Source organism: Enterocloster lavalensis (assembly GCF_046603895.1).
Classification (GTDB): domain Bacteria; phylum Bacillota; class Clostridia; order Lachnospirales; family Lachnospiraceae; genus Enterocloster; species Enterocloster lavalensis.
The window spans coordinates 560,959-582,915 of sequence record NZ_CP176637.1 but is presented as its reverse complement, the minus strand read 5'-3'; the positions used below and the strand labels follow the sequence as shown (position 1 = coordinate 582,915).

The 21,957-nt window shown below is 58.8% G+C and carries 18 protein-coding genes and 1 pseudogene; 15 read left to right on the top strand and 4 right to left on the bottom strand.

All coding sequences use genetic code 11. From position 1 onward, the window contains the following. Positions 1–114 precede the first annotated feature (114 nt). The 7 genes from ACK2JC_RS02525 (at position 115) to ACK2JC_RS02495 (ending at position 9,091) form a co-directional block, all read left to right on the top strand. On the top strand, positions 115–1,983 hold the full coding sequence (locus ACK2JC_RS02525; RefSeq protein WP_320936130.1) for an ABC transporter ATP-binding protein: 1,869 nt from the start codon (positions 115–117) through the stop codon (positions 1,981–1,983). Then, on the top strand, positions 1,973–3,733 hold the full coding sequence (locus tag ACK2JC_RS02520; RefSeq protein ID WP_320936129.1) for an ABC transporter ATP-binding protein: 1,761 nt from the start codon (positions 1,973–1,975) through the stop codon (positions 3,731–3,733). The genes ACK2JC_RS02525 and ACK2JC_RS02520 overlap by 11 nt, the downstream gene beginning before the upstream one ends. Before the next feature lie 231 nt (positions 3,734–3,964). Continuing rightward, complete coding sequence (locus ACK2JC_RS02515; protein ID WP_411338445.1) at positions 3,965–6,082, top strand: diguanylate cyclase domain-containing protein; 2,118 nt, start codon at positions 3,965–3,967, stop codon at positions 6,080–6,082. 28 nt (positions 6,083–6,110) lie between these two features. After that, positions 6,111–7,475 (top strand): IS1182 family transposase, encoded by a 1,365-nt coding sequence (locus ACK2JC_RS02510; protein WP_411337769.1) that lies wholly within the window; start codon positions 6,111–6,113, stop codon positions 7,473–7,475. An 82-nt stretch (positions 7,476–7,557) separates the two neighbouring features. Next, a complete protein-coding gene (locus tag ACK2JC_RS02505; protein ID WP_411338443.1) occupies positions 7,558–8,019 on the top strand; it encodes an EAL domain-containing protein in 462 nt (153 codons plus the stop codon). A 16-nt stretch (positions 8,020–8,035) separates the two neighbouring features. Further along, positions 8,036–8,392 carry an MGMT family protein gene (locus ACK2JC_RS02500; RefSeq protein ID WP_024734207.1) on the top strand — a complete coding sequence of 119 codons (357 nt, stop codon included), beginning with the start codon at positions 8,036–8,038 and terminating at the stop codon, positions 8,390–8,392. 24 nt (positions 8,393–8,416) lie between these two features. Beyond that, positions 8,417–9,091 (top strand): hypothetical protein, encoded by a 675-nt coding sequence (locus tag ACK2JC_RS02495; RefSeq protein ID WP_107435147.1) that lies wholly within the window; start codon positions 8,417–8,419, stop codon positions 9,089–9,091. A gap of 86 nt (positions 9,092–9,177) precedes the next feature. Here ACK2JC_RS02495 and ACK2JC_RS02490 read toward each other — a convergent pair whose 3' ends face one another. Both ACK2JC_RS02490 and ACK2JC_RS02485 read right to left on the bottom strand, forming a co-directional pair. Next, complete coding sequence (locus tag ACK2JC_RS02490) at positions 9,178–11,043, bottom strand: sensor histidine kinase (RefSeq protein ID WP_368272306.1); 1,866 nt, start codon at positions 11,041–11,043, stop codon at positions 9,178–9,180. Then, the gene (locus ACK2JC_RS02485) at positions 11,040–12,596 is read right to left on the bottom strand and encodes a response regulator (RefSeq protein ID WP_320936126.1); all 1,557 of its coding nucleotides are present in this window, start codon (positions 12,594–12,596) and stop codon (positions 11,040–11,042) included. Before ACK2JC_RS02485 ends, ACK2JC_RS02490 begins: the two co-directional genes overlap by 4 nt. A 256-nt stretch (positions 12,597–12,852) precedes the next feature. On the opposite strand from ACK2JC_RS02485, the gene ACK2JC_RS02480 reads away from it, so the two are divergent. Continuing rightward, complete coding sequence (locus ACK2JC_RS02480; protein ID WP_092363260.1) at positions 12,853–13,080, top strand: HPr family phosphocarrier protein; 228 nt, start codon at positions 12,853–12,855, stop codon at positions 13,078–13,080. Between the two features lie 103 nt (positions 13,081–13,183). Then, positions 13,184–14,317 (top strand): SLC13 family permease, encoded by a 1,134-nt coding sequence (locus ACK2JC_RS02475; protein WP_320936125.1) that lies wholly within the window; start codon positions 13,184–13,186, stop codon positions 14,315–14,317. Positions 14,318–14,387: 70 nt separating this feature from the next. Here the strand turns inward: ACK2JC_RS02475 and ACK2JC_RS02470 are convergent, their stop codons facing one another. Beyond that, positions 14,388–14,747, bottom strand: a complete 360-nt coding sequence (locus tag ACK2JC_RS02470; RefSeq protein WP_107435143.1) for a molecular chaperone Hsp90 — start codon at positions 14,745–14,747, stop codon at positions 14,388–14,390. 276 nt (positions 14,748–15,023) lie between these two features. On the opposite strand from ACK2JC_RS02470, the gene ACK2JC_RS02465 reads away from it, so the two are divergent. The 6 genes and pseudogenes from ACK2JC_RS02465 to ACK2JC_RS02440 all read left to right on the top strand — a co-directional run. Further along, positions 15,024–15,569, top strand: coding sequence for a dihydrofolate reductase family protein (locus ACK2JC_RS02465; protein ID WP_166434491.1), 546 nt, complete (start codon positions 15,024–15,026; stop codon positions 15,567–15,569). 13 nt (positions 15,570–15,582) lie between these two features. Next, positions 15,583–16,773, top strand: a complete 1,191-nt coding sequence (gene fliB / locus ACK2JC_RS02460) for a flagellin lysine-N-methylase (RefSeq protein WP_320936124.1) — start codon at positions 15,583–15,585, stop codon at positions 16,771–16,773. A gap of 138 nt (positions 16,774–16,911) precedes the next feature. Further along, positions 16,912–18,864 carry an OPT family oligopeptide transporter gene (locus ACK2JC_RS02455; RefSeq protein WP_107435141.1) on the top strand — a complete coding sequence of 651 codons (1,953 nt, stop codon included), beginning with the start codon at positions 16,912–16,914 and terminating at the stop codon, positions 18,862–18,864. Between the two features lie 23 nt (positions 18,865–18,887). Beyond that, a complete protein-coding gene (locus ACK2JC_RS02450; protein WP_092363270.1) occupies positions 18,888–19,241 on the top strand; it encodes a PqqD family protein in 354 nt (117 codons plus the stop codon). Positions 19,242–19,462: 221 nt separating this feature from the next. Further along, entirely contained in the window at positions 19,463–20,320 is an 858-nt protein-coding gene (locus ACK2JC_RS02445; RefSeq protein WP_320936123.1) for a barstar family protein, read from the top strand. 52 nt (positions 20,321–20,372) lie between these two features. Next, a pseudogene (locus tag ACK2JC_RS02440) lies at positions 20,373–20,540 on the top strand (aldo/keto reductase); the annotation flags it as partial. Positions 20,541–20,667: 127 nt separating this feature from the next. Here ACK2JC_RS02440 and ACK2JC_RS02435 read toward each other — a convergent pair. Continuing rightward, positions 20,668–21,939: an IS701 family transposase gene (locus ACK2JC_RS02435; protein ID WP_368275013.1), complete on the bottom strand. Its 1,272-nt coding sequence runs from the start codon at positions 21,937–21,939 to the stop codon at positions 20,668–20,670. Between the last annotated feature and the right edge of the window lie 18 nt (positions 21,940–21,957).

Below are 21,957 nucleotides of genomic sequence, written 5' to 3'. Positions count from 1 at the left end.
ACGAAGTACATATGGTATCCATATCAAACAAATATTTTAAATATGGTTTTTCCTATGCTATAATACCAGACAGAGCGTCAAAATACAATGATCTTCAGAAATCCGGAGGATAAAATGAAACGTTTGCTGAGTTACATGAAAGATTACAAGAAAGAGAGCATCCTGGGGCCGCTGTTTAAGATGCTGGAGGCCAGCTTCGAGCTGTTCGTGCCCCTGGTGGTGGCCCGCATGGTGGACGTGGGCATCCACAACCGGGATGTGGGTTATGTGATGAAGATGGGAGGCCTGCTGGTGCTGTTAGGCGTCATCGGTCTGGCCTGTTCCCTGACGGCTCAGTATTTCGCCGCCAAGGCTTCCGTGGGCGCGGCCACCAGCCTGCGCAACGACCTGTTCGCCCACATCGGCTCCCTGTCCTACGCCGAGATCGACACGGTGGGGACCTCTACGCTGATCACCCGCATGACCAGCGACATCAACCAGGTGCAGAATGGGGTGAACATGACACTGCGCCTGCTGCTGCGATCTCCCTTTGTGGTGTTCGGCGCCATGATCATGGCGTTTACCGTGGACGTGCGGACGGCCATGGTATTTGCGGTGACGATTCCGGTGCTCTGCATCGTGGTGTTCGGCATTCTGCTCGTCAGCATGCCGTTGTACAAAAAGGTACAGCGCCAGCTGGACCGGGTGCTGTTGACCACCCGGGAGAATCTGCTGGGCGTGCGGGTGATCCGGGCTTTCAACCGGCAGAAGAACGAGACCGTGGCCTTTGAGGAGGAGAACAGCCTGCTGGTAAAAATCCAGGTGTTCGTTGGCAAGATATCGGCGCTTCTCAATCCCGTAACCTATGTGATCATCAACCTGGCCATTGTGGCCGTGGTCTGGACCGGCGGCCGCCAGGTGGACGCCGGGGTTATCTCCCAGGGTAAGGTGATCGCCCTGGTCAACTACATGTCCCAGATTCTGGCGGAGCTGATCAAGATGGCCAACCTGATCATCCTGATCTCCAAGGCCATGGCCTGCATGAACCGGGTGGACAGCGTGTTCCGGGTGAAGAGCAGCATCGAGGACGGAAGCTTCGCGGGCGTGGGCGGGGAGGCGGTCTCTGGGGCCGCCGGGACTGTTGCGTCTGAGGCCGGGGCTGCCGGGACTGCTGCGTCTGAGGCCGGGGTTGCCGGGGCTACCGGGTCCGCCGGGGACAGCGCGTCGCCGGACTCCGCGCCCTCCCGGGTTCCCATGGTGGAATTCGACCACATGGACTTCGTGTACGCCGGGGCTAAGGAACCTGCGCTGGAGGACATCACCTTCCGTGCGGAGCCGGGCGAGACCATCGGAATTATCGGCGGTACCGGCTCTGGCAAATCCACGCTGGTGAACATGATCCCGCGGTTTTACGAGGCCACCCGGGGCAGGGTGGCGGTGAACGGCCGGGACGTGCGGGAATACACCCAGAACGGCCTGCGCTCCTGCATCGGCGTGGTGCCCCAGCGGGCCGTGCTCTTTAAGGGCACCCTGCGGGACAACATGCGCTGGGGCAGGGCGGACGCCTCCGACGAGGACATTTACCGGGCCCTGGATATGGCCCAGGCCCGGGAATTTGTGGACCAGAAGGGCGAGGGACTGGAGCTGTGGATCAGCCAGGAGGGCAAGAACCTCTCCGGCGGCCAGCGCCAGCGTTTGACCATCGCCAGAGCTTTGGTGCGCAAGCCGGATATCCTGATCCTGGACGACAGCGCATCGGCCCTGGACTTCGCAACGGATGCCAGACTGCGGTCGGCCATCCGGCGGGGCACGGGTAGTATGACCGTGTTCATCGTGTCCCAGCGCGCCGCCTCCATCAAGCAGGCGGACCGGATCCTGGTGCTGGACGACGGGCGCATCGCCGGTCAGGGAACCCACCGGGAGCTGCTGCGGGATTGCAGCGTGTACCGGGAGATCTGTCTCTCCCAGCTGTCGAAAGAGGAGGTGGAACGGGATGAGCAGTAATCAGGAGACAAACAAGAGCGCAAAAACGCTGCGCCGGATTTTGACCTATATCCGGGAATACCGCCTGTGGGTGGCATTTTCCCTGACCATGGCCGTGGCCACCGTGGCCCTGACGCTGTATGTGCCCATCCTGACCGGACAGGCGGTGGACCGCATAGTCGAACAGGGAAATGTGGACTTTGGGGGACTGCTTCGGATTCTGAGGGTGATCCTCATCGCGGTGGCCTTCACCTCGGTGTTCCAGTGGCTGATGAACCACATCAACAACAAGATCACCTACCGGGTGGTGAAGGATGTGCGGACCCGGGCGTTTAACCAGCTGGAGGTATTACCCCTGCGCTATATCGATTCCCACTCCTCGGGGGATCTGATCAGCCGCATCATCGCGGATATCGACCAGTTCTCGGAAGGGCTGCTCATGGGCTTCACCCAGCTGTTCACCGGCGTGCTGACGATTCTGGGGACGCTGCTGTTTATGCTCTCCATCAACCCCTGGATCACCATTGTGGTGGTGGCCCTGACGCCGGTATCCCTGTTTGTGGCCAGTTTTATCGCCAAACGCACCTACATCATGTTCAAACACCAGTCGGAGACCAGGGGCGAGCTGACCGGGCTGACCGACGAGATGCTGGGAAATATGAAGGTGGTTCAGGCTTTTGGTTACCAGGACCGGGCCCAGAAGACCTTTGAGGAGATCAACAGCCGCCTGGCGGGCTACAGCATGCAGGCCACATTTTTCTCCTCCATCACCAACCCGGCCACACGGTTCGTCAACAGTATGGTCTACGCTGCGGTGGGAATCGCCGGTTCCTACGGCGCGATCCGCGGAATCCTCACCGTGGGCCAGCTGACCAGCTTTTTGAGCTACGCCAACCAGTACACCAAGCCCTTTAATGAGATTTCCGGCGTGGTGACGGAGCTGCAGAACGCGCTGGCCTCCGCGGCCCGGGTATTCGAGCTGATCGACCAGGAGCCCTTCCCGGAGGAGCCGGAGGATGCGGTGAAGCTGCAGAACGTCGCGGGGCAGGTGGATTTAAAACAGGTGAATTTCTCCTACGACCCGTCGGTGAAGCTGATCGAGGACTTAAACCTCTCAGTGAAGCCCGGCCAGCGGATCGCCATCGTGGGCCCCACCGGCTGCGGCAAGACCACGGTGATCAATCTGCTCATGCGGTTCTACGACGTGGACAGCGGTTCCATTCAGGTGGACGGACACGACGTGCGGAACGTGACGCGCAAGAGCCTGCGCACCAACTTTGGAATGGTGCTCCAGGAGACCTGGCTGAAGTCCGGCACCATCCGGGAGAACATCGCTTACGGGAGGCCGGATGCCACGGAGGAGGAGATTGTCCAGGCGGCCAGGGAGGCCCACGCCCACAGCTTTATCAAGCGTATGCCGCAGGGCTACGACACAATGATCGGCGAGGACGGCGGCAACCTTTCCCAGGGACAGAAGCAGCTGCTGTGCATCGCCCGGGTGATGCTCTGTCTGCCGCCCATGCTGATCCTGGACGAGGCCACCTCCTCCATTGACACCCGCACGGAGATCCGCATCCAGAAGGCATTTTCCCGCATGATGGAGGGGCGCACCAGCTTTATTGTGGCTCACCGCCTTTCCACGATCCGGGAGGCGGACCGGATTCTGGTGATGAAGGCCGGACGGATTGTGGAGCAGGGAACCCATGGGGATCTGCTGGAGAAAAACGGCTTTTACGCGGAGATTTACAACAGCCAGTTTGCGCGGGAGTAGGGCGCAGATGGCGCTTAACCGGGGTTTCTGGTGTTTGGGAAGCCGGATTTGGGATTTGGAAATTGATGGATTCTCCGTTTGCAAAAAGAGATTGTATCACTTATAATGGTAACAGCGGGCCCGGCGTTTCCCGGGCCCATTTTTTTGGAATCAAACAGAGTGGGGAGGCGGATCTGCGGCACGGCGCGGAACGCTTCGCATGCCCTTAAGCGGGCGGGAGATGGAAGGAACATGCAGGAACTGGACAGAGCCTTTTTGTTGGCTGCGTTGGACGGGTTGAACACGAATATCTATATTACGGATACGGTCACAAACCGCATCGTGTATGCGAACGAGAACATGAAGCGCATCTTCGGGCTGGAGGAGCCGGAGGGGCGCATTTGCTGGGAGGTGCTGCAGGACGGCATGGACGGCGTCTGCCCCTTCTGCCGGATTCGCCGGCTTCAGGCTATGGGAGGGGAACAGAGCTGTGTGTGGGATGAGATGAACACCCGCACCGGCCGGACCTACAAGAACTTCGACTGTCTGATCCGGTGGGAGGGGCGGGATTACTATGTCCAGAATTCCATCGATGTGACGGAATACCGCAAACTCACCGAGGAGGCCGGGCTGGATGAACTGACCCAGATGATGAACCGCCGCGCCGGAAAAGCCATGATGGAGACGGCTCTTAAGGCCGCCCGGGAGGCGAAGCGGCAGATGGCGGTGGTGCTGCTGGACATCAATGAGCTGAAGCGGATCAATGACCTGTACGGCCACAGCGAGGGGGACCGGCTGCTGCAGTACGTCTCGGCCGTCCTGCAGCCACGCCTGCGGACGGGCGACCTGATGTTCCGGCTCAGCGGGGACGAGTTCGTGCTGATTCTCTCCGGCGAGGACAAAAACAGCGCCGCCCAGAGGATCGCTCAGGCGCAGAAGGCCATAGCGGACCAGCGGGAGCAGAACGGCATATTTTACGAGGCCTCCTTCAGTTTCGGGGTTGCGGAGGCCTATCCGGAGGACCGCTGCACGGTGGATGAGCTGATCAGCCAGGCGGACCGCCTCATGTACCTGAACAAGCGGGATTACCACATCCGCAGGGCCAGGGAGCGCCTGCAGGAGAACGGCAGCAGGTCCGGGGATCCGGGACAGTTCGAGTACGACAAGGACCATCTGTTTGACGCCCTCAGCGCGGGGACGGACGATTATCTTTTTATCGGCAACCTGAAGACCGGCTGCTTCCGCTATTCGCCCCACATGGTGGAGGAGTTTGGACTGCCCGGGGAGGTGGTGGAGAATGCCGCCGCTTTCTGGGGGAATATCATCCACCCAGACGACGAACAGTATTTTCTGGAGAGCAACCAGGAGATCGCGGACGGACGGGAGGAGTATCACAACATTGAGTACCGGGCCAGAAACGTGCGTGGATCCTGGATCTGGCTGCGCTGCCGGGGCAGGATGACGCGGGATGAGAACGGCGAGCCGGAAATGTTTGCGGGTATGATCACCAACCTGGGAAAGCACAGCCAGATCGACCACATGACCGGACTCTACAACCGGTTTGAGTTTGAGGGTAATATCAAAAAGTACATGATGGACGAGCGGGTAGAGGGTCTGGGAATCATGATTCTGGACATGGACGCCTTTAAGAATATCAACGATCTCTATGACCGGTCCTTCGGCGACGAGGTGCTGCGCCTGACCGGCCGGAAGATCGCCGCCGTGCTGCCTGAAAACGCCGGGATCTACCGGCTGGACGGCGATGAGTTCGGGATCATAGTGCTGGGAGGGGACGAGGAGCAGTGCTCGGATCTGTACAACCGCATCCAGTACCAGTTTGCGCGGCAGCAGGAGTACGGCGGGCGGAAATTCTTCTGCACCGTGAGCGCAGGGCTGGCCTTCTATCCCAAGGATGGGGACAATTATCTGGAGCTGCTCAAGTATGCCAACTATTCTCTGGAACACAGCAAGGTGCTGGGCAAGAACCGGTCCACCGTGTTTTCCAGGAGCATTTTGTGGGAAAAGGAGCGCCGCCTGAAGATGGCGGAGCTTTTGCGGGAGAGCATCGACCGCGGCTTCGCAGGATTTTCCGTCTGCTACCAGCCCCAGGTTCGGGCAATTTCCGGCCGCCTTTACGGGGCGGAGGCGCTGGCGCGCTGGCACTGCTCCGAGTTCGGCGACGTCTCGCCGGTGGAGTTTATTCCGATTCTGGAGCAGACCGGTCTGATCGGCCGCCTGGGCGAGTGGGTGTTTCGCAGCGCCGCCCGCCAGTGCAGCCTCTGGCGCAGGTTTGACCCGGATTTTACGGTCAGCGTGAATTTGTCCTATGTTGGGGCTGTTGACAAAGTCCCCTTAGCGCCGGAAATATGATATAATGAAAAAAAGAGCGGAGAGGGGGATGGGAATGCAACTGAAGCTGCACATGGTAACGATAGAAGATTTGGTCCCAGAGGGACACTTTCTGCGAAAACTGGAAGCCACGCTGGACTTGTCCTTCATTCATGAAGAAACAGCCCATCTGTACAACCGCAGATACGGCCGCCCACCCATTGCCCCTGTTGTGCTGGTAAAATATCTGCTGGTAGGATACCTGTACGGGATCCCATCGGAACGGCAGATCGAACAGCGTATCCAGACAGATGTGGCCCTGCGGTGGTATCTGGGCCTGGATCTGTTTGACCGGGTACCGGACCACAGCACCATCTCTCAGCTGCGCCGTCGCAAGCCTTCTTTCCGCAAGGTTTTCCGTCGGCTGTTTGAGGAAGTGGTGCGGCAGTGCATTGAAAAAGGTCTGGTCAGCGGGAAATTGGCAGCTACCGACTCTACCCATGTAAAGGCCAATGCCTCCCGTGCGTCGGAGCATCTGGTGGAAATGCCCGAGGAACCGGGCGTATACTGGGAACGGCTGGACGGCTACGAGGAAGAAGGACTGCAGAAACTGGAGAAACGGACCGGACACCGCCGGAAGAAGCGGACAAAGCAAATCAAGCGGGACAGCCGCCGCAGCCACAAGCGTGTGAGCCGGACTGATCCGGAGGCAGGGCATATGAAACGGCCGGGGAAGCCGGAGGGCCAGTACTACCTGAGCCATCAAACCCTGGACACGGACCACGGTGTGATCCTGGGTGTGACGGTGACACCGGGCGATGTGCATGATTCCGTGCCATACCTGGACCATCTGGAGCAGATCCATCGAAATGTCTTCCCCATTCAGGCGGCCACAGCGGACGCCGCTTACGATTTTCCTCTGGCCCACCGTGTGCTGGAGGAGCAGGGAATCTCCTTTTATGTCAGGCCGCAGCCTTCTGCTGATAGGACCAAGGCGGAATTCAAACGGGATGCCTTTTCTTATGATGCGGAGAAAGATGTTTATCAATGCCCCAATGGGAAAGAGCTTCGAGTGAAGGGGCTGTACCGCAGCGCCAGCGGTGTGTACTGGGAGTATTGGGCAGACCGCGGAGACTGCCGGAGCTGTCCTTTCCGGGAGAAATGTTTGAGCGAAAATGATAAACGCGGCGCACGAAGGCTGCTGGATACCTACTTCCGTCCCACAGTACGGCGGCATCTCGCCCGGCAAAACGAGCCGGACTATCTGGATGCGCTGCGCAAGCGGCAGATCTGGTGCGAGGGCACGTTTGCCGCCCAAAAGTGGGGACATAACTTAACACGCGTCTTACGACGGGGTTTAGAGGCAGCGGAGGACCACTGCCTCCTCTCGGCGACCGCTTTGAACTTAAAAAGGATGATAAGATGTATGGGATGACGCCGGTAGGCGTCTTTTTTATTGCTTTTTTCCGCTCGTAATAAATGATCAGGCACTTTGTCAACAGCCCCATGTTGAGCTGATGGAGCGGGATATTTTCCCCGTCGTCATGGGCGCGCTGGAGGAGTTCGGTCTGCCCCCGGCCAATGTGACTCTGGAGCTGACGGAGAGCTGTATGGTGAAGGAGGACAAACAGGTCAACAAAATCATGGGACGGTTCCGTGAGGCGGGACTGAAGGTCGCCATGGATGATTTCGGCACCGGCTATTCCTCCCTGTACTCCCTGAAAAATATATCCGCGGACGTGGTGAAGATCGACCGCAGCTTTGTGACGGGAATCACGGAGGTGGGGTTCAACGCCACCCTCATCCGCTCGGTGGCCCAGCTCTGCGGCCAGGTGGATATGCGCGTCTGCGTGGAGGGAGTGGAGACTGAAGCGGAGCACAGCGCGGTGAAGGGGATGGGCGTGGAGCTGATACAGGGTTACTATTTCGGGCGGCCCATGCTCCCGGAGCTGTTTGAACAGAAGTTTATGGGGACGTGAGACAGGAGGAATGGCCATGGATTTTTATCAGCGGGTGGGCATTGTCTGCCGGGCGATTCCGGCGGGAAAGGTGGCCACCTACGGACAGATCGCCCTGCTGTGCGGGAAGCCGCGCAACGCCCGCCAGGTGGGTTACGCCCTGAACCGGGGACGGGCGGGAGCGGATGTGCCGGCCTTCCGGGTGGTCAACGGGCAGGGGGTGCTCAGCGGCGCCCAGGCGTTTTCCAGGCCCAATACCCAGAAAAAGCTGTTGGCCGGGGACGGCATAAGGGTGTCTGCGGACAACCGGGTGGACTTAAAGCGGTTCGGCTGGCACAACACCCTGGACGAAGCCCTGTTTCTGCGGCAGGAATTTGAGCGGCTGGGCATATAACGAGTGAAACGGGAGGATGGAAATATGAGGAAATATGCAGGAAATGCAGGAGTGGGCAGGCGGCTTCTGGCGCTGGCCACGGCAGCTGCCCTGATGCTGTCCGGCTGCGGCGGCGCCTCCAAAGCGGCCGGGAAGCCGGAGGCGTTTATGCGGCGGGAGAGTCTGGCTCTGACGGAGCAGATCGGCGCTCTGGCGGCCAACGGGGAGTATGTGAAGCTGATGACGGTTTCCGGTGAGCTGCTGAAGGAGACGGAGGCGGTGGGCGCTCAGGATTTCACGCAGCCCACAGCGGTCTACCGGATTGCGGTCACGGACGATATGTTGAAAAAAGTCGTGTCGGGAGCCGGGATGGAGCCCCTTGGAGAGGAGACTCTGGCCGCTCTCCGGTCCAGGCTGAACGCAGCCTTTTTCGCCAACCTGGTAAACGGCAGCCAGGGCGCTGCGGTGCTGGCCGCCATGAATGTGCTGAGCTGCGGAAAGTCTTACCAGGAGCCCGGGAACTGGCCGGGCGACTCCCTGGTGATCCTGGAGTACGGGAACGGCTATACCGGCATGGTCACCTTTATGCAGACCGGAGAGGGCGTGATCAGCGCGGAGGCCTCCCTGGCTAAGGACGGGGAGGGGAACGCCACGGCTTTGCTGCTCCAGCTTTTGGGAGTGGGGGATGGGGCGTTGGAGCCGCTGGAGGAAAATTCTTAGGAAGCGAAGGGGGCGATGGCCGTTTTGAAGAGATTGGGGGATTTCCAGCCGTCCTAAGGAATCCACCGGGCTTTGCCCGGTACCCCTTAGGACAAGGCCCGATTTGCCGGCAGGCGGACCATGACTTCGGTTCCGATGCCGGGGTGGCTGTTGAAGGACAGGCCGTATTGGCTGCCGTACAGGCTTTTGAGCCGGAGATTTGTGTTGTAGACGCCGATGTGGCCCGTTTCGGTTCCGGATGCCGGGGGATTTGTTCCTCCGGCTTTTTTCGCGCTCTCCTGCAGGGAGTCCAGCTTTTCCGGGGGAATCCCGGCGCCGTCGTCGGAGACGATAAAGACGATGTCATCCCCCTCCCGCCAGCCGGTGATCAGGATGCTGCCGGTCTTTTTCTCCGTCATGCGGATGCCGTGGAGCAGGGCGTTTTCCACCAGGGGCTGGAAGGTCAGCTTGGGGATGGTGTAGCCGCAGAGCTCCTCCGGAACGTCGACCACCAGGGTGGCGCAGTTCTCGTAGCGCATGTTCTGCAGCTGCATGTACAGGCTCACGTGCTCCAGCTCGTCGCCGATGGTGTTCATCAGCTCCCTGCGGCTTAAGGTCAGCTTGTAGAAGCGGGAGAGGGCCTGGACGGCCCGGGTTACCTCCTCCTTGCGCCCGGTCTGGGACAGCCAGTTGATCATGTCCAGGGTGTTGTAGAGAAAATGGGGGTTGATCTGGGCCTGCAAGGCCCTGAATTCGGCTTTGCGCAGATCCTCCGCGGCCTGTTCCCTGGCATCCATCAGCCGGTTGATCTCGCCGGTCATGTAATTGTAGGTGTCGGACAGCACTCCGATCTCGTCGCACCCCAGGCCGACCTTCATGGGCTTGGGACGGCCGGTGCGCACGCTCTCCATCTGGTAGGCCACCGCAATGATCCGGTTGGCGATGGAGGAGGAGAGCAGCAGCGCGATAAACATAGCTAAGAGCACGAACAGCAGGTAGATCAGGATAAACTGGACCATCAGCAGCCGTCCGGCGTCCGTGATGTGGCTGGCGGGCAGAATGGAGACCATGTACCAGCCGGTGTCATGAATGGGAAAATAGGCGCTGTAGGCGGCTCCACCCTGAAAATTCACCAGAGAAAAGGTCTGGCCTGTTCCCAGGCGGTTGGACAGCTGGGAAAAGGGAAGGAAATACCGCCCGTCCGCTGCCGGGGCTGTTCCGGCCACCGGGATATCCTGGCTGCTCACAATGTAGGTGGACGCGTCCTGGACCGAGGTATTTCCCGCCAGCACACTCTCCAGGATATCCGGTGAAAAGTAGACGGCCACATAGGCGGAGGCCTGGGGAGGCACGGTCACGTTGGACCCCGTCCGGCTGTAGGAAAGGCGCAGGATGGAGGCCAGTCCACCGCATTCCCCGGTCTCCGATTCGGAGAGCAGCTCGCCGGGACAGAGCATGAGCTCTTCCGAGCTGGACTCAAACTGTCCAATCCATGGGCTGTCCAGGCCGGAGACAGGCAGAAACAGGGGATGGCGGCCCTGGTTGTACCGGCTTAAGTCCTCATAGGACGCATCGTCGTAGTAGATGCGGATATCCGTGATAAAGGAGTGGTCCACCAGGTTGGAGGCCAGGCGGTAAAGGCTGTCCACCCTGCTGCGCTGGGGCTGGTGGGTTCCGGCCTGTTCCAGGGGCACGTTGAACAAATCCAGCACCAGGCCGGTGCGGGCCATCACCTCCCCGGCGTGGATGGCGTTGTCCACCAGGCTCTCGATGGTGCCCACGGTCTGGGCGGCCAGGGCCTGCTCGGAGCGGATGGTGTCGTCCATGACGATGCCGTACATGCGGGCGTAGAGAAAACCCGTGACCACCGCGGTGGGGACCATGAGCAGGATCGCGTGGGAGATGACCAGCTTGTTTTTCAATTTGAGATTGTAAGTATAATGATGCAGCAGCCGTGCAAATGGGTTCTTCATGAGAGCATTTTCTCCCTGTATTCGGACGGGGACAGGCCGACAATTTTCCGGAAGGTCTTGCTGTAGTAATTGCCGTCGCTGTAGCCCACCTTGGAGGAGATGTCGGCGATCTTATAGCGGGGGTCCGCCAGCAGCCGCTTGGACATCTTGATCCGGTAGTCGGTCAGGTACTGGTTTAAGGTCAGGCCGGTTTCATTTTTAAAGAGCGTGCACACGTAGCTGGAGGACAGATGGACGTGCTCGCTCACGTCCGGCACGGACAGGGTGGGAAGGGAATAATTCTGGTGGAGAAATTCCTTGATCTGAAAGACCACGGGATTCTCCCCGATGCCCTGGCTCAGCTGTTCAAAGTACAGATGGATTTTCCCTTCCAGAAGCCGGCCAAGCTGGGGCAGGGTGATGCATTCCATGACGCTGTCCCAGATGGAGCCGGAGTTCACTTCGTCCCGGAACCACAGGGAAATGTGATTGGACAGGGCGTACTCGTCCAGCTTTCCCAGGTATTTATAGTAGAGATCCCGCACCTGGCTGGGCATGAGGGAGACGCCGGACCCGGCGCAGCGGTAGAGCTGTCCGGCCACCTCCAGCACCTTGGACTTCTGCTGTTCGGACAGCGCCACGCTGAATTCCGTCAGCATGTCCTTGAGCGGCAGAGGAGATTGGGGCTCCGTGTGGGGAGACAGGACCGTGTCCACCTCGTAGAAAAAGCTGCGCTCCAAAAGCTCCCAGGCCTTCCGGCCTGACAGGCAGGCCCGGTCGGCTCCGCAGACCACCGGCCCTCTGGCGATGAAGAAATGGCAGATTCCGGAAAAACCGCCGGCCAGAAGCCGGGTGCAGCTCTCCAACACCGGTTCCTCTGGGCGGCTGTCCCCGTAGAGCTGGATGATGATATAGCGGTCCGCCCGGAAGGTGTAGAGCTGGGACAGGCCGTGGGCGGTCAGATGCGCCACAAAGCGGGCCTGAAGTTCGTCCATGGCCGTTTCCGGCAGCACGGAGAGGGGCGTCAGGCAGTCCACCAGCAGGGTGGTAAAGCAGGTGCCGGGGCCGAAGGGCAGGTTCAGGCTGCGGATCAGCCGGTCCATGGCCTCCGGGCCGCCGCGCTCGGGATCTAACAGCAGATGCGCCAGCTGTCCCAGCTGCTCCTTGGTGTGAAGCAGGGCCGCGCTGCGGCTGCTGGAGCGAGCCAGACGGCTGCCGGCCGCTTCCTTAAGCGCCGCCGCCAGCTCCCGGATATCCAGTGGTTTTTCCACATAGCTGACGGCCTTCAGCTTGATGGCCGCTTTCAGATATTCTTTGTCGGAGTAGGCGCTCATAAAGACCAGGGAGGTGTCCGGAAGCTGCTCCAAAAGTTTTTCCGCCATCTCCACGCCGTTCATCCGCGGCATGCGCACGTCCGTGAGCACGATGTCCGGTTCCTCCCTGAGCGCCGCCTCCAGACCGTTGACGCCGTCGTCCGCCAGGATCACGCTGTCGATGGAGAGCGCCTCCAGGTCCAGGCTCCGGCGTATCCCCTCCCTGGTCAGCTTTTCGTCGTCCACAATCAAAAGTTTCATGGCAACCTGTCCTTTCCGTTAAAATCATATTAACCATTTTACCAAGAAATCAGAATAATGCAACGTGATTCTCGGGTCCGGGGGAGCAAAACGATAATATATTACAGCATTTAAAAAAATATTACCATGGATTCCCTGCTCGTTAAATGTTAAGATGGTATCAGCGAAGAGAAGAACAGAGAAGAACAGGAAAACGAGCCCCCGGCAGCCGGGTGGTGAAACTTAGATTTATAATACCGACAGGAGGAAATTGAACATGAAACGTATCCTTGTAAAGTTCGATGAAGCAGACCAGATTATTAATTTTGTGAGAATTATCAACCAGTACGAATACGACGCGGATGTGAAGTGCGGCAGCCGGATTGTGGACGCCAAGTCCATTGTGGGCGTGCTCTCCCTGGCCCGTTCCAAGGACCTGGAGCTGATTCTGCACACCGACGAGTGCGGCGCTCTGCTGGATGAGATCGCGCCCTTCGCTGCGTGATGAAAACGGAGAACGACTGAAAGAGAAGACGGAAAATGCCGTCTGCAAGGCTGATAGGAGGCCCGGCAGACGGTATTTTGGCGTTGACGGGGAGCGGATGGGTATGAAACGGGTTAAAGAATTTGTAAAGCGGGAGACGGTGCTGACGGCGGCGTTTTTGCTGGCGGCGCTGTCCATGGTGTTTGTAAGGCCGGACCGGGCGTACGGCGGGTATGTGGATTACCAGACCATCGCCCTTTTGTTCTGCCTGATGGCCGTGATGGCCGGATTCCAAAAACTGGGAATATTTTCCTATATTGGCCGGGAGCTTCTGGGCCGGGTGCGCACCGGGCGGCAGGCCGCGGCCGTGCTGGTGGGGCTCTGCTTTTTCTCCAGCATGGCCATCACCAACGACGTGGCGCTGATCACCTTTGTGCCCTTTGCCCTGACCGTGCTGAGGATGGCGGGGCTTTCGGGGCTGATTTTGCCGGTGGTGGCGCTTCAGACCATTGCGGCCAACCTGGGCAGCATGCTGACGCCCATCGGGAATCCCCAGAATCTGTATCTGTACGGGAAATCGGGTCTGGGGGCGGGAGCGTTTATCCGATTGATGCTGCCGTACTGCGGGCTGTCTCTGGGGCTTCTGGCCGTCAGCCTTCTGTTTGTGGACAACGGAAGAATCCGCAAGGAGCGGGTGGAGCAGGAGACGGAGGGGAAAATCTGCCGCGGAAAGGCGGGTATGTATCTGGTTCTGTTTGCGGCCTGCGTGGCCGCTGTGGCCCGGCTTCTGCCCTGGCCCGCGGTTCTGGCCGCGGTGATTCTGGTGCTGCTTGTGGCGGACCGCAGCGTATTTCTGGCCGTGGACTATTCCCTGCTGCTGACTTTTGTGGGCTTTTTTGTCTTTATCGGCAATATGGGACGCCTGCCGGTCTTTAAGGAATTCCTGGACGGGATTCTCCTTGGCCGGGAGGCGCTTACCGCAGTGGCGGCCAGTCAGGTGATCAGCAACGTGCCCGCGGCGCTGCTGCTGTCCGGCTTTACGGACCGGTGGGAGAGCCTGATCGTGGGCGCTAACTTAGGCGGTCTGGGCACGCTGATCGCTTCCATGGCAAGTCTGATCTCCTACAAGAGCATCGCCAGGCATTACCCGGAGCAAAAGGGCAGATACCTGGCGCTGTTTACGGCGGCCAACCTTGTGTTTCTTGCCGTGCTTCTGGCGTTTTACCGGTGGATGCCGGGGCCGGGAGCCGGGGCGTGAAAACAGGCCGGCAGTCCAGGGGGGACTGCCGGCCTGCGGCATTTTAAGGGTGAAATTGAAAGTTCCCGGATCAGCCGAGAATCGCGTCCTTTTTAGCGAGAATGGCCTCGCAGGCGGCGCATGCCGGGCAGTCGCAGTACCTGGCGCCAGCGGCCTTGATCTCCCTGGCGTGTGCAGCCACTTCTTTGGCCTTGTCCGCGCCGAATACCTGGGCTCCCGCCTCGGAATCGGCGAAACCGATCAGACCGTCGATGGGCATGATGTCCGCTTCCAGCTCGCCGATGTATGTCTCAGTGGCAGCCGCCTGCTGCTCTGTGCCGACTGCGGCCAGCCAGGCCTCGGCGGAAGCTCTCGTCTCGCTGTTGCAGGTCGGAGAATCGATCAATTCGTGAGTTTTCTCTACTACAAAATCCAAAACGTCTTTCTGCATGTATATGACCCTCTCTTTCTTCTGAAATCACCTATATCTTACCATAATTGTCAGGCATTTGCAATTTAAAGTTGTCCGCCGGTCCGGGCCTTGTAGCCCTCCACGCCCCATGTTAAAATAGAATGGAGCAGATGGGAAACCTGGCTGCCGCAGTTGGAAAATCGGGAAAAGTGTGGTATAGTAGACGGTACCGCCGCCGTCCAAAACGGCGGCAGGACGGAAATGCTTGAATACAATCAACCGCGGGAGGGCCTGCGGAATTGCACGGAGGATTGGATGGAACGAGAGGTAATTCTGTATATCGGAGTCAGCGTGGACGGCTACCTGGCGGACGCGGACGGCGGAGTGGACTGGATGAAGGGCCACGGCGCTGAGGAGGGGGACGGAGGCTACCAGGCGTTTTACGAGACTGTGGACACGCTGATCATGGGCCGCGCCACCTACGAGCAGGTGAAAACGCAGCTTTCGCCGGACAGCTGGCCCTATGAGGGCAAGGAGTGTTACGTGGTGACCAGCCAGTTTCTGGAGGATACCGACGAGGTGACCTTCTGGCCCGGGGACGTGTGGGAGCTGGTGTTTCTGCTCAAGCAGCGGACCGGCAAGGCGATCTGGCTGGTGGGCGGCGCGAAGCTGCTAAAGAGCTTTATGGAGCAGGAGCTGGTGGACCAGTATTGGATTTCCACGCTGCCGGTGATTCTGGGAAAAGGGATGCCGCTGTTTCTGCCCGGGGATTACAGGGAGCGCCTGATCCTGGACCGCACCCTGGTGTGGGACGGCGTCGTGACCAATGTGTATTTTAACCGGGCGGAGAACGCCGAATAGACGGAGGATTGGGATGCGCTATACAATACCACACTATTACCGGGAATTTTCCTGCGCGGCGGACCGCTGTACGGACACCTGCTGCGCGGGATGGGAGATCATGATCGATCCGGCTTCCCTGAAAAAGTACCGAAAAACCAAAGGTCCCCTGGGCAACCGCCTGCACAACAGCATCCGCTGGGATCAGGGCTCCTTCAAACAGTACGGGCGGCGCTGCGCCTTCCTGGCCGACAGCGGGCTGTGCGATTTGTACTCCGACGGCGGGCCGGGTATGCTCTGCAAAACCTGCCGGACCTACCCGCGCCACATCGAGGAGTTCGAGGGGGTCAGGGAGATTTCCCTTTGCATCTCCTGTATCGAGGCGGCGCGGATTGTGCTGGGACGGCGGGAGCCCGTGCGTTTCCTGGATTTTGAGCGGGAGGGAGAGGAGGATTACGGGGATTTCGATTTCCTTCTCTATACCAAGCTGACGGACGCCCGGGAGCTGGCCATCCGGATTTTACAGGACCGGAGCCATCCCCTGGCGGAGCGTGCGTCCATGGCGCTGGCCCTGGCCCACGACCTGCAGAGCCGCATCCGCAAAAACCGCCTGTACGCGGCGGACCAGCTGCTGGAGCGGTACGGGAGAGCCGGGGCCTGGGAGCGGTTTGCCGGACGGACCGCCGGGCTTGGGGCCGGGCTGAAGCAGCGCTACCGGGGCTTTCTCAGCCTGACGCAGGAGCTGGGCCGTCTGGAAGCGCTAAACAGCGGCTGGCCCGGACGGCTGGCTGAGCTGAGAAACGCCCTGTACGGGTCCGGCGAGGAGGCGTACGGCCGGATCTGCCGGGAATTTGCCGGGGATTCAGTGGGCGCCGCGGACGGGGACTGGGACATCTGGGACGAACAGCTCTGGGTGTATTTTGTGTTCACCTACTTCTGCGGGGCGGTTTACGACGGCCGGGCCTACCCGCGGATGAAGTTTGCGGCGGCCTGCGTGCTGCTCATCCGGGAGCTGGCCATGGGAACCTGGGCGCTGCAGGGCGGGCGGCTGGACTTTGACGGCTTTGTGGATATAGCCCACCGGTTCTCCAGGGAGGTGGAACACTCCGACGAAAACCGGGAGGCGCTGCTGGCCCTTTTGGAGCGCGGGGAGCGCTTTGACCTGGAAACGATGTTAAGTCTGATTATTTCCGAGGATTTCCAAAAACTTAAGAATCTATCGTGAAAATCGGAGAAAATCAGCAGTGTATTCAAAAAAACTTTATAAAATTAATATAAAATTCAGATCACCCCTTCAAAATGTAGAAAATTCTCTCTTTTTATGGTATAATAAAAAAAATTTCATACGAAGGAGTGATACTTTATGAAGGATCAAAATGGTTTTAAACCATTTATACCGGCAAATAAGGTGGTACCGGAGATGACTGCGGTTTCCATTGCGCTGGGTATTGTCCTGGCGGTATTGTTCGGTGCTGCCAACGCCTATCTGGGATTGCGCGTGGGTATGACCGTGTCCGCATCCATCCCGGCTGCGGTTATATCCATGGGTGTGATCCGCGTGATACTGAAGCGCGATTCCATCCTTGAGAACAACATGGTGCAGACCATCGGCTCCGCCGGTGAGTCCGTGGCGGCAGGCGCGATCTTTACGCTGCCGGCTTTATTTATGTGGATGAGCGATTGGGGAGTGGGAGCCCCGTCGCTGGTTGAGATTTCCCTGATCGCCCTCTGCGGCGGCGTGCTGGGCGTGCTGTTCATGATTCCGCTGCGCCAGGCGCTGATCGTCAAGGAGCACGGCGTGCTGCCTTATCCCGAGGGCACGGCCTGCGCTGAGGTTCTGGTGGCCGGAGAGCAGGGCGGTTCCAAGGCCGGAGTGGTATTTGCCGGCATGGGCATCGCGGCCGCCTACAAGTTCATCGCCGACGGCTTAAAGCTGTTCCCCAGCGATGTGGATTATGAGATCAAACAATACGGAGGCGGCGCGGGAATCTCCGTACTGCCGGCCCTGGCGGGCGTGGGATATATCTGCGGCCCCAAGATTTCCTCCTATATGTTTTCCGGCGGAATCATTTCCTGGCTGATCCTGATGCCCATCATCAAGCTGTTCGGAAGCGGGCTGACCCAGCCCTTTGCGCCGGCAGATCAGCTGATCAGCGAGATGAGCAGCTCCGCCATGTGGGGCTCCTACATCCGCTACATCGGAGCGGGCGCCGTGGCGGCGGCGGGCATTATCAGCCTGATCAAGTCCCTGCCCCTGATCGTGAGAACCTTCCGGGACGCCATGCGCGATCTGAGGGCGGGCCGTCAGGCCTCCACCCTGCGCACGGACCAGGATCTGCCCATGAACGTGGTGCTGCTTGGCGTGCTGGCTGCCTGCGTGGTGATCTGGCTGGTTCCCGCGGTTCCGGTGAACCTGCTTGGCGCGCTGCTGATCGCAGTGTTCGGATTCCTGTTCGCAACGGTTTCCTCCCGCCTGGTGGGTCTGGTGGGCTCCTCCAACAACCCGGTGTCCGGCATGGCCATCGCGACCCTGCTGGTGTCCTCCCTGGTGTTAAAGTCCGTGTCCGGAACCGGGCATGAGAGCATGATGGGCGTGATCGCCATCGGCGGCGTGATCTGCGTGATCGCAGCCATTGCGGGCGACACCTCCCAGGACCTGAAAACCGGTTACATCGTGGGTTCCACGCCTAAAAAACAGCAGATCGGCGAGTTGATCGGCGTTGTGGCTTCCGCCCTTGCCATCGGCGGCGTGCTCTACCTGCTGAACAAGGCCTGGGGTTACGGCACCGACGAGCTCCCCGCGCCTCAGGCCATGATCATGAAGACCGTGGTGGAGGGCGTGATGAACGGAAACCTGCCCTGGAACATGATTCTCTCAGGGGCTGCCATCGCGGTGGTGATCGAGATTCTGGGCATCCCGGTGATGCCTGTGGCGGTGGGGCTGTACCTGCCCCTGCGCACCACCTCCGCCATCATGGTGGGCGGACTGGTCCGCCACTGGTTTGAGAAGCGCAAATGTTCCGACGAGGAACGTGGGGAGGCGGTGAGCCGCGGCATCCTCTACACCTCGGGTATGATCGCGGGCGAGGGCCTGGTGGGAATCCTCCTGGCGGTGTTCGCCATCATCCCGTTTGCAGGCCCAAGAGGCGATTTCCTGGCCGATTTCCTGAACCTGTCTGCCATGGAAAACGGCCTGGGCGCGTTTCTGTCCGGACCGTCCGCCAAGCTGGTATCCCTGGCGGCTTTCGCGGCGCTGATTCTGATCATGTGCAAATTTACCATCTGGTACCGGGAAGATAAGAACACTAAGAAATAAAAAACGCGGCGGTTGAAGGGAGAATGAAATTGTTGGGCAAGAGAAAAAGCGGCCAAAACTACCTGGAGCAGATTCCTGAGCGAAATCCTAAGCTTACCTGGAAGGAGGACGAGTCGGGGATCGTGATCCTCGACATGGTCCACCAGGGTTTATTTGACAAGATCGCCCAGGGCCTGTTCGCTACCCCGAAGGTCAGCCATATCCGCCTGGAGGCGTTTGGCAGCTTTATCTGGAAACAGATCGACGGGCAGCGGGACCTGGCGGAGATTGGAGCGCTTGTAAAGGCTGAGTTCGGGGACCGGGCCGAGCCGCTGTACGAGCGCCTGGCTCAGTATTTTGAGACGCTGGCCGGCAATCATTTTATATCATATCGTTGAGCGTTTGAGTGCGGGCGGCGGATTCAGAAGAATCCGCCGCCCGCGCTGTTTCAGCGGATCCATCAGAATTCGCCGCCCGCGGTGTTTCAGCGGCCTGTAGGGACCGGAGAGGGACGTAACATCAGCGGACGTTTTCGGTTGCCTATTGAAGTTGTCCGGTAATTTTACTATAATACAAGGGTAAAACAAAACGGTGGGATGAATCCGGAGGGAGAGATGAGATGATCTGTTACAGCAGCCATTATCGGGCAGAGCTTGTCCCGGACCCGTCCTACACCATCGGCTCGGCGGACAACCGGCCCTGCGACCGGATCATCAACCCGGACGGGCTGGGACGGGGAGATTTTGTGAAGGTATGCCGCCTGGCGGTGGAGCGGTTTGAAACCGGGGAGGAGCTGCAGGCTGTGCTGATCGGCCCCGGCACCTGGTGTGTTGAAAGCTGCGCCGTGCTTGAGGAATCCCGTTTGACCGTTCTGATGGACCGCATGGTGATCAGGCTGTCGCTCGACACCTTTGAGGTCGTTTGCAGCCGGAGACTTGACGTCTGCGGCTCCATGCTGGCTCTGTACCCCTGCGGAGGGGATTTGATCCTGCACGGGGAGCTGGAGGTGCTGCGCCTGGACCGGGAGCTGCGGACTGTCTGGACGTTCTCGGGCCGCGATCTCTTTGCGTCCCCAACGGGGGAGCGCGTCTTTTGTCTGGAGAACGGGCGGATTCACCTCCTGGACTGGGAGGGGAACCGCTACGAGCTGAGCCTGGATGGCGAGCTGCTCTCGGACCGTCCGGCGCCGGAAAAACGGATCCTTACGATCCCTGTGGCCGCGGCCGCTTCACCCCGGGAGCTCCAGCAGATATTGAAAGAGTCCCTGGGGCTGCCGGACTGGTACGGGATGAACTGGGACGCGTTCTGGGACGGGATCACCGGCCTGATCCGCCTCCCGGACATCCTGATCCTGGAGGGCTGGCACGTGTACAAGGCCGGATGGCCGGAGGACGCCCGCGTGATGGAGCGCCTGTTGGATCGATATAACCGGGAGGCGAAAGACGCCTGCCAGGTGATATACCGCTATTACCGGTGAGGCACGGGCGGACCGGCCGCCCGGAAGCGGACATACAGATGAGGAGGAAGATATGAATCAGATCAGACTTGGAAAAACAGAAATTTGCGTGAACCGGAACGGATTCGGCGCGCTGCCCATTCAGCGGATTCCGAAGGAGGAGGCGGTCCGTTTGGTCCGCAAGGCTTACGACCATGGAATCCGTTTTTTTGACACCGCCTACTACTACAGCGAACAAGATAATTTCTTTTTACGGTGTGACAGGTAGGCACAATGATTCCTTTTTATGTGATAATATACAATTTTTTGCATACAGGAAGACGTGTACTCCATCATGCTATAGAACAACCTGACGACCATAGGCATTGTTAAAGGGACCCCCTTTTTTTAACGTTCTCTCGTATTTGGGTTGTAAACAGATGTGCGATCATTACAAATAGTATGTGACGTTTCCAGCCCGGATAGCTGCAACCCTCATAGTGGGTCATTCCAAGATAGCTTTTGCACTCCTCAAAGCATTGTTCGATTGGCCATCTTAGGGTTGCTGCACGGTCCAGCTCTGCACAGGGGATGTCTTGCGGAGCATTCGACACAAAATATTTGATGGTCCCATCCTCGTATTTACGGATATACAGCCAGACTTCTTTCCCCGGTTTTAAATAATTACGGTTTCCATCCTTACGGCAAGCGACAACGCGCAGCATGAATCTCTGTGCCAGGATGGGCCCCTTAGAACCTTCAGCCAGTGTTACCTGCTCCCATGGAGCAGCAGGATCTTCCGCTATGCTTTTGACACTGACTGGCTGTATCGTCCATATCGGATGTTTCTTTGGGCGGCCGCGGTTCTTGCCTGGTTCTGGGTTACATATCTGGGGCTGTTCCAGGAATACCTGTTCCTTTGCGTTTGTAGCCGCAAAATACCATACTTCTCCGGGCAGCTTCAGGCCATCCAAAAAGGCATGGTCACATCCATATGCAGCGTCACATCCGATCCATTGTGCCTGAAACCGTCCGGTTTCGAAGGCATGGTTGAGAAGGTTCTGGGCAATCTGGTTTTTTGTAAGGAAGCGCCGCTGTTCTGGGAGCCGGCATCTAGTACGCAGGTCCTGATGGGAGTCCTGGAACCATTCCTGGGGGATATAAAGCTCATAATCCACCAAACCGTATCCAGAGTCCCCGGCATAGGAAAGGAATACTCCAACCTGACAGTTTTCCCGTTTACCCAGTCTGCCACAGTATTGCCGCTTTACCCCAATGGAATGAGTCCCTTTCTTTACAAAGCTGGTATCATCAACAGAAAGCATTGAACCAGTGTGGTTTAGCTGGGCTGCCAGAAGCTGCTGGTAGGTATCAAGAATATCATCTTCCTTGAGTGGTGCACGTGTAAAAAACTGCTGCATGGGACGGACCGACTTTTCACCAGCTAGATGTAAAGCAATCGGTTCAATGGATTTACGGTCCAATGGACTAAGCAGCCCCCTGACAAAGTTTGCAAAATGTTTAGACTGTTTTTGAGAGGTAAAGGCGCAATCGTATTGATGCAGGTATGGCTCTAAGCATTGTTCAATTTCCTGGGTACTGTTTAGATCAACTGCCCACTGTTCTAATAGCCGTGGGTCGTATGCTGTATTTATCATCATAGTATCCACCCCCTTTTA

Excerpts from the sequence above, each read along its gene's own strand:
- ACK2JC_RS02525 (WP_320936130.1), top strand. The coding sequence starts at position 115 with ATGAAACGTTTGCTGAGTTACATGAAAGATTACAAGAAAGAGAGCATC.
- ACK2JC_RS02520 (WP_320936129.1), top strand. The coding sequence starts at position 1,973 with ATGAGCAGTAATCAGGAGACAAACAAGAGCGCAAAAACGCTGCGCCGG.
- ACK2JC_RS02515 (WP_411338445.1), top strand. The coding sequence starts at position 3,965 with ATGCAGGAACTGGACAGAGCCTTTTTGTTGGCTGCGTTGGACGGGTTG.
- ACK2JC_RS02510 (WP_411337769.1), top strand. The coding sequence starts at position 6,111 with ATGGGAATGCAACTGAAGCTGCACATGGTAACGATAGAAGATTTGGTC.
- ACK2JC_RS02505 (WP_411338443.1), top strand. The coding sequence starts at position 7,558 with ATGGAGCGGGATATTTTCCCCGTCGTCATGGGCGCGCTGGAGGAGTTC.
- ACK2JC_RS02500 (WP_024734207.1), top strand. The coding sequence starts at position 8,036 with ATGGATTTTTATCAGCGGGTGGGCATTGTCTGCCGGGCGATTCCGGCG.
- ACK2JC_RS02495 (WP_107435147.1), top strand. The coding sequence starts at position 8,417 with ATGAGGAAATATGCAGGAAATGCAGGAGTGGGCAGGCGGCTTCTGGCG.
- ACK2JC_RS02490 (WP_368272306.1), bottom strand. The coding sequence starts at position 11,043 with ATGAAGAACCCATTTGCACGGCTGCTGCATCATTATACTTACAATCTC.
- ACK2JC_RS02485 (WP_320936126.1), bottom strand. The coding sequence starts at position 12,596 with ATGAAACTTTTGATTGTGGACGACGAAAAGCTGACCAGGGAGGGGATA.
- ACK2JC_RS02480 (WP_092363260.1), top strand. The coding sequence starts at position 12,853 with ATGAAACGTATCCTTGTAAAGTTCGATGAAGCAGACCAGATTATTAAT.
- ACK2JC_RS02475 (WP_320936125.1), top strand. The coding sequence starts at position 13,184 with ATGAAACGGGTTAAAGAATTTGTAAAGCGGGAGACGGTGCTGACGGCG.
- ACK2JC_RS02470 (WP_107435143.1), bottom strand. The coding sequence starts at position 14,747 with ATGCAGAAAGACGTTTTGGATTTTGTAGTAGAGAAAACTCACGAATTG.
- ACK2JC_RS02465 (WP_166434491.1), top strand. The coding sequence starts at position 15,024 with ATGGAACGAGAGGTAATTCTGTATATCGGAGTCAGCGTGGACGGCTAC.
- fliB (WP_320936124.1), top strand. The coding sequence starts at position 15,583 with ATGCGCTATACAATACCACACTATTACCGGGAATTTTCCTGCGCGGCG.
- ACK2JC_RS02455 (WP_107435141.1), top strand. The coding sequence starts at position 16,912 with ATGAAGGATCAAAATGGTTTTAAACCATTTATACCGGCAAATAAGGTG.
- ACK2JC_RS02450 (WP_092363270.1), top strand. The coding sequence starts at position 18,888 with ATGAAATTGTTGGGCAAGAGAAAAAGCGGCCAAAACTACCTGGAGCAG.
- ACK2JC_RS02445 (WP_320936123.1), top strand. The coding sequence starts at position 19,463 with ATGATCTGTTACAGCAGCCATTATCGGGCAGAGCTTGTCCCGGACCCG.
- ACK2JC_RS02435 (WP_368275013.1), bottom strand. The coding sequence starts at position 21,939 with ATGATGATAAATACAGCATACGACCCACGGCTATTAGAACAGTGGGCA.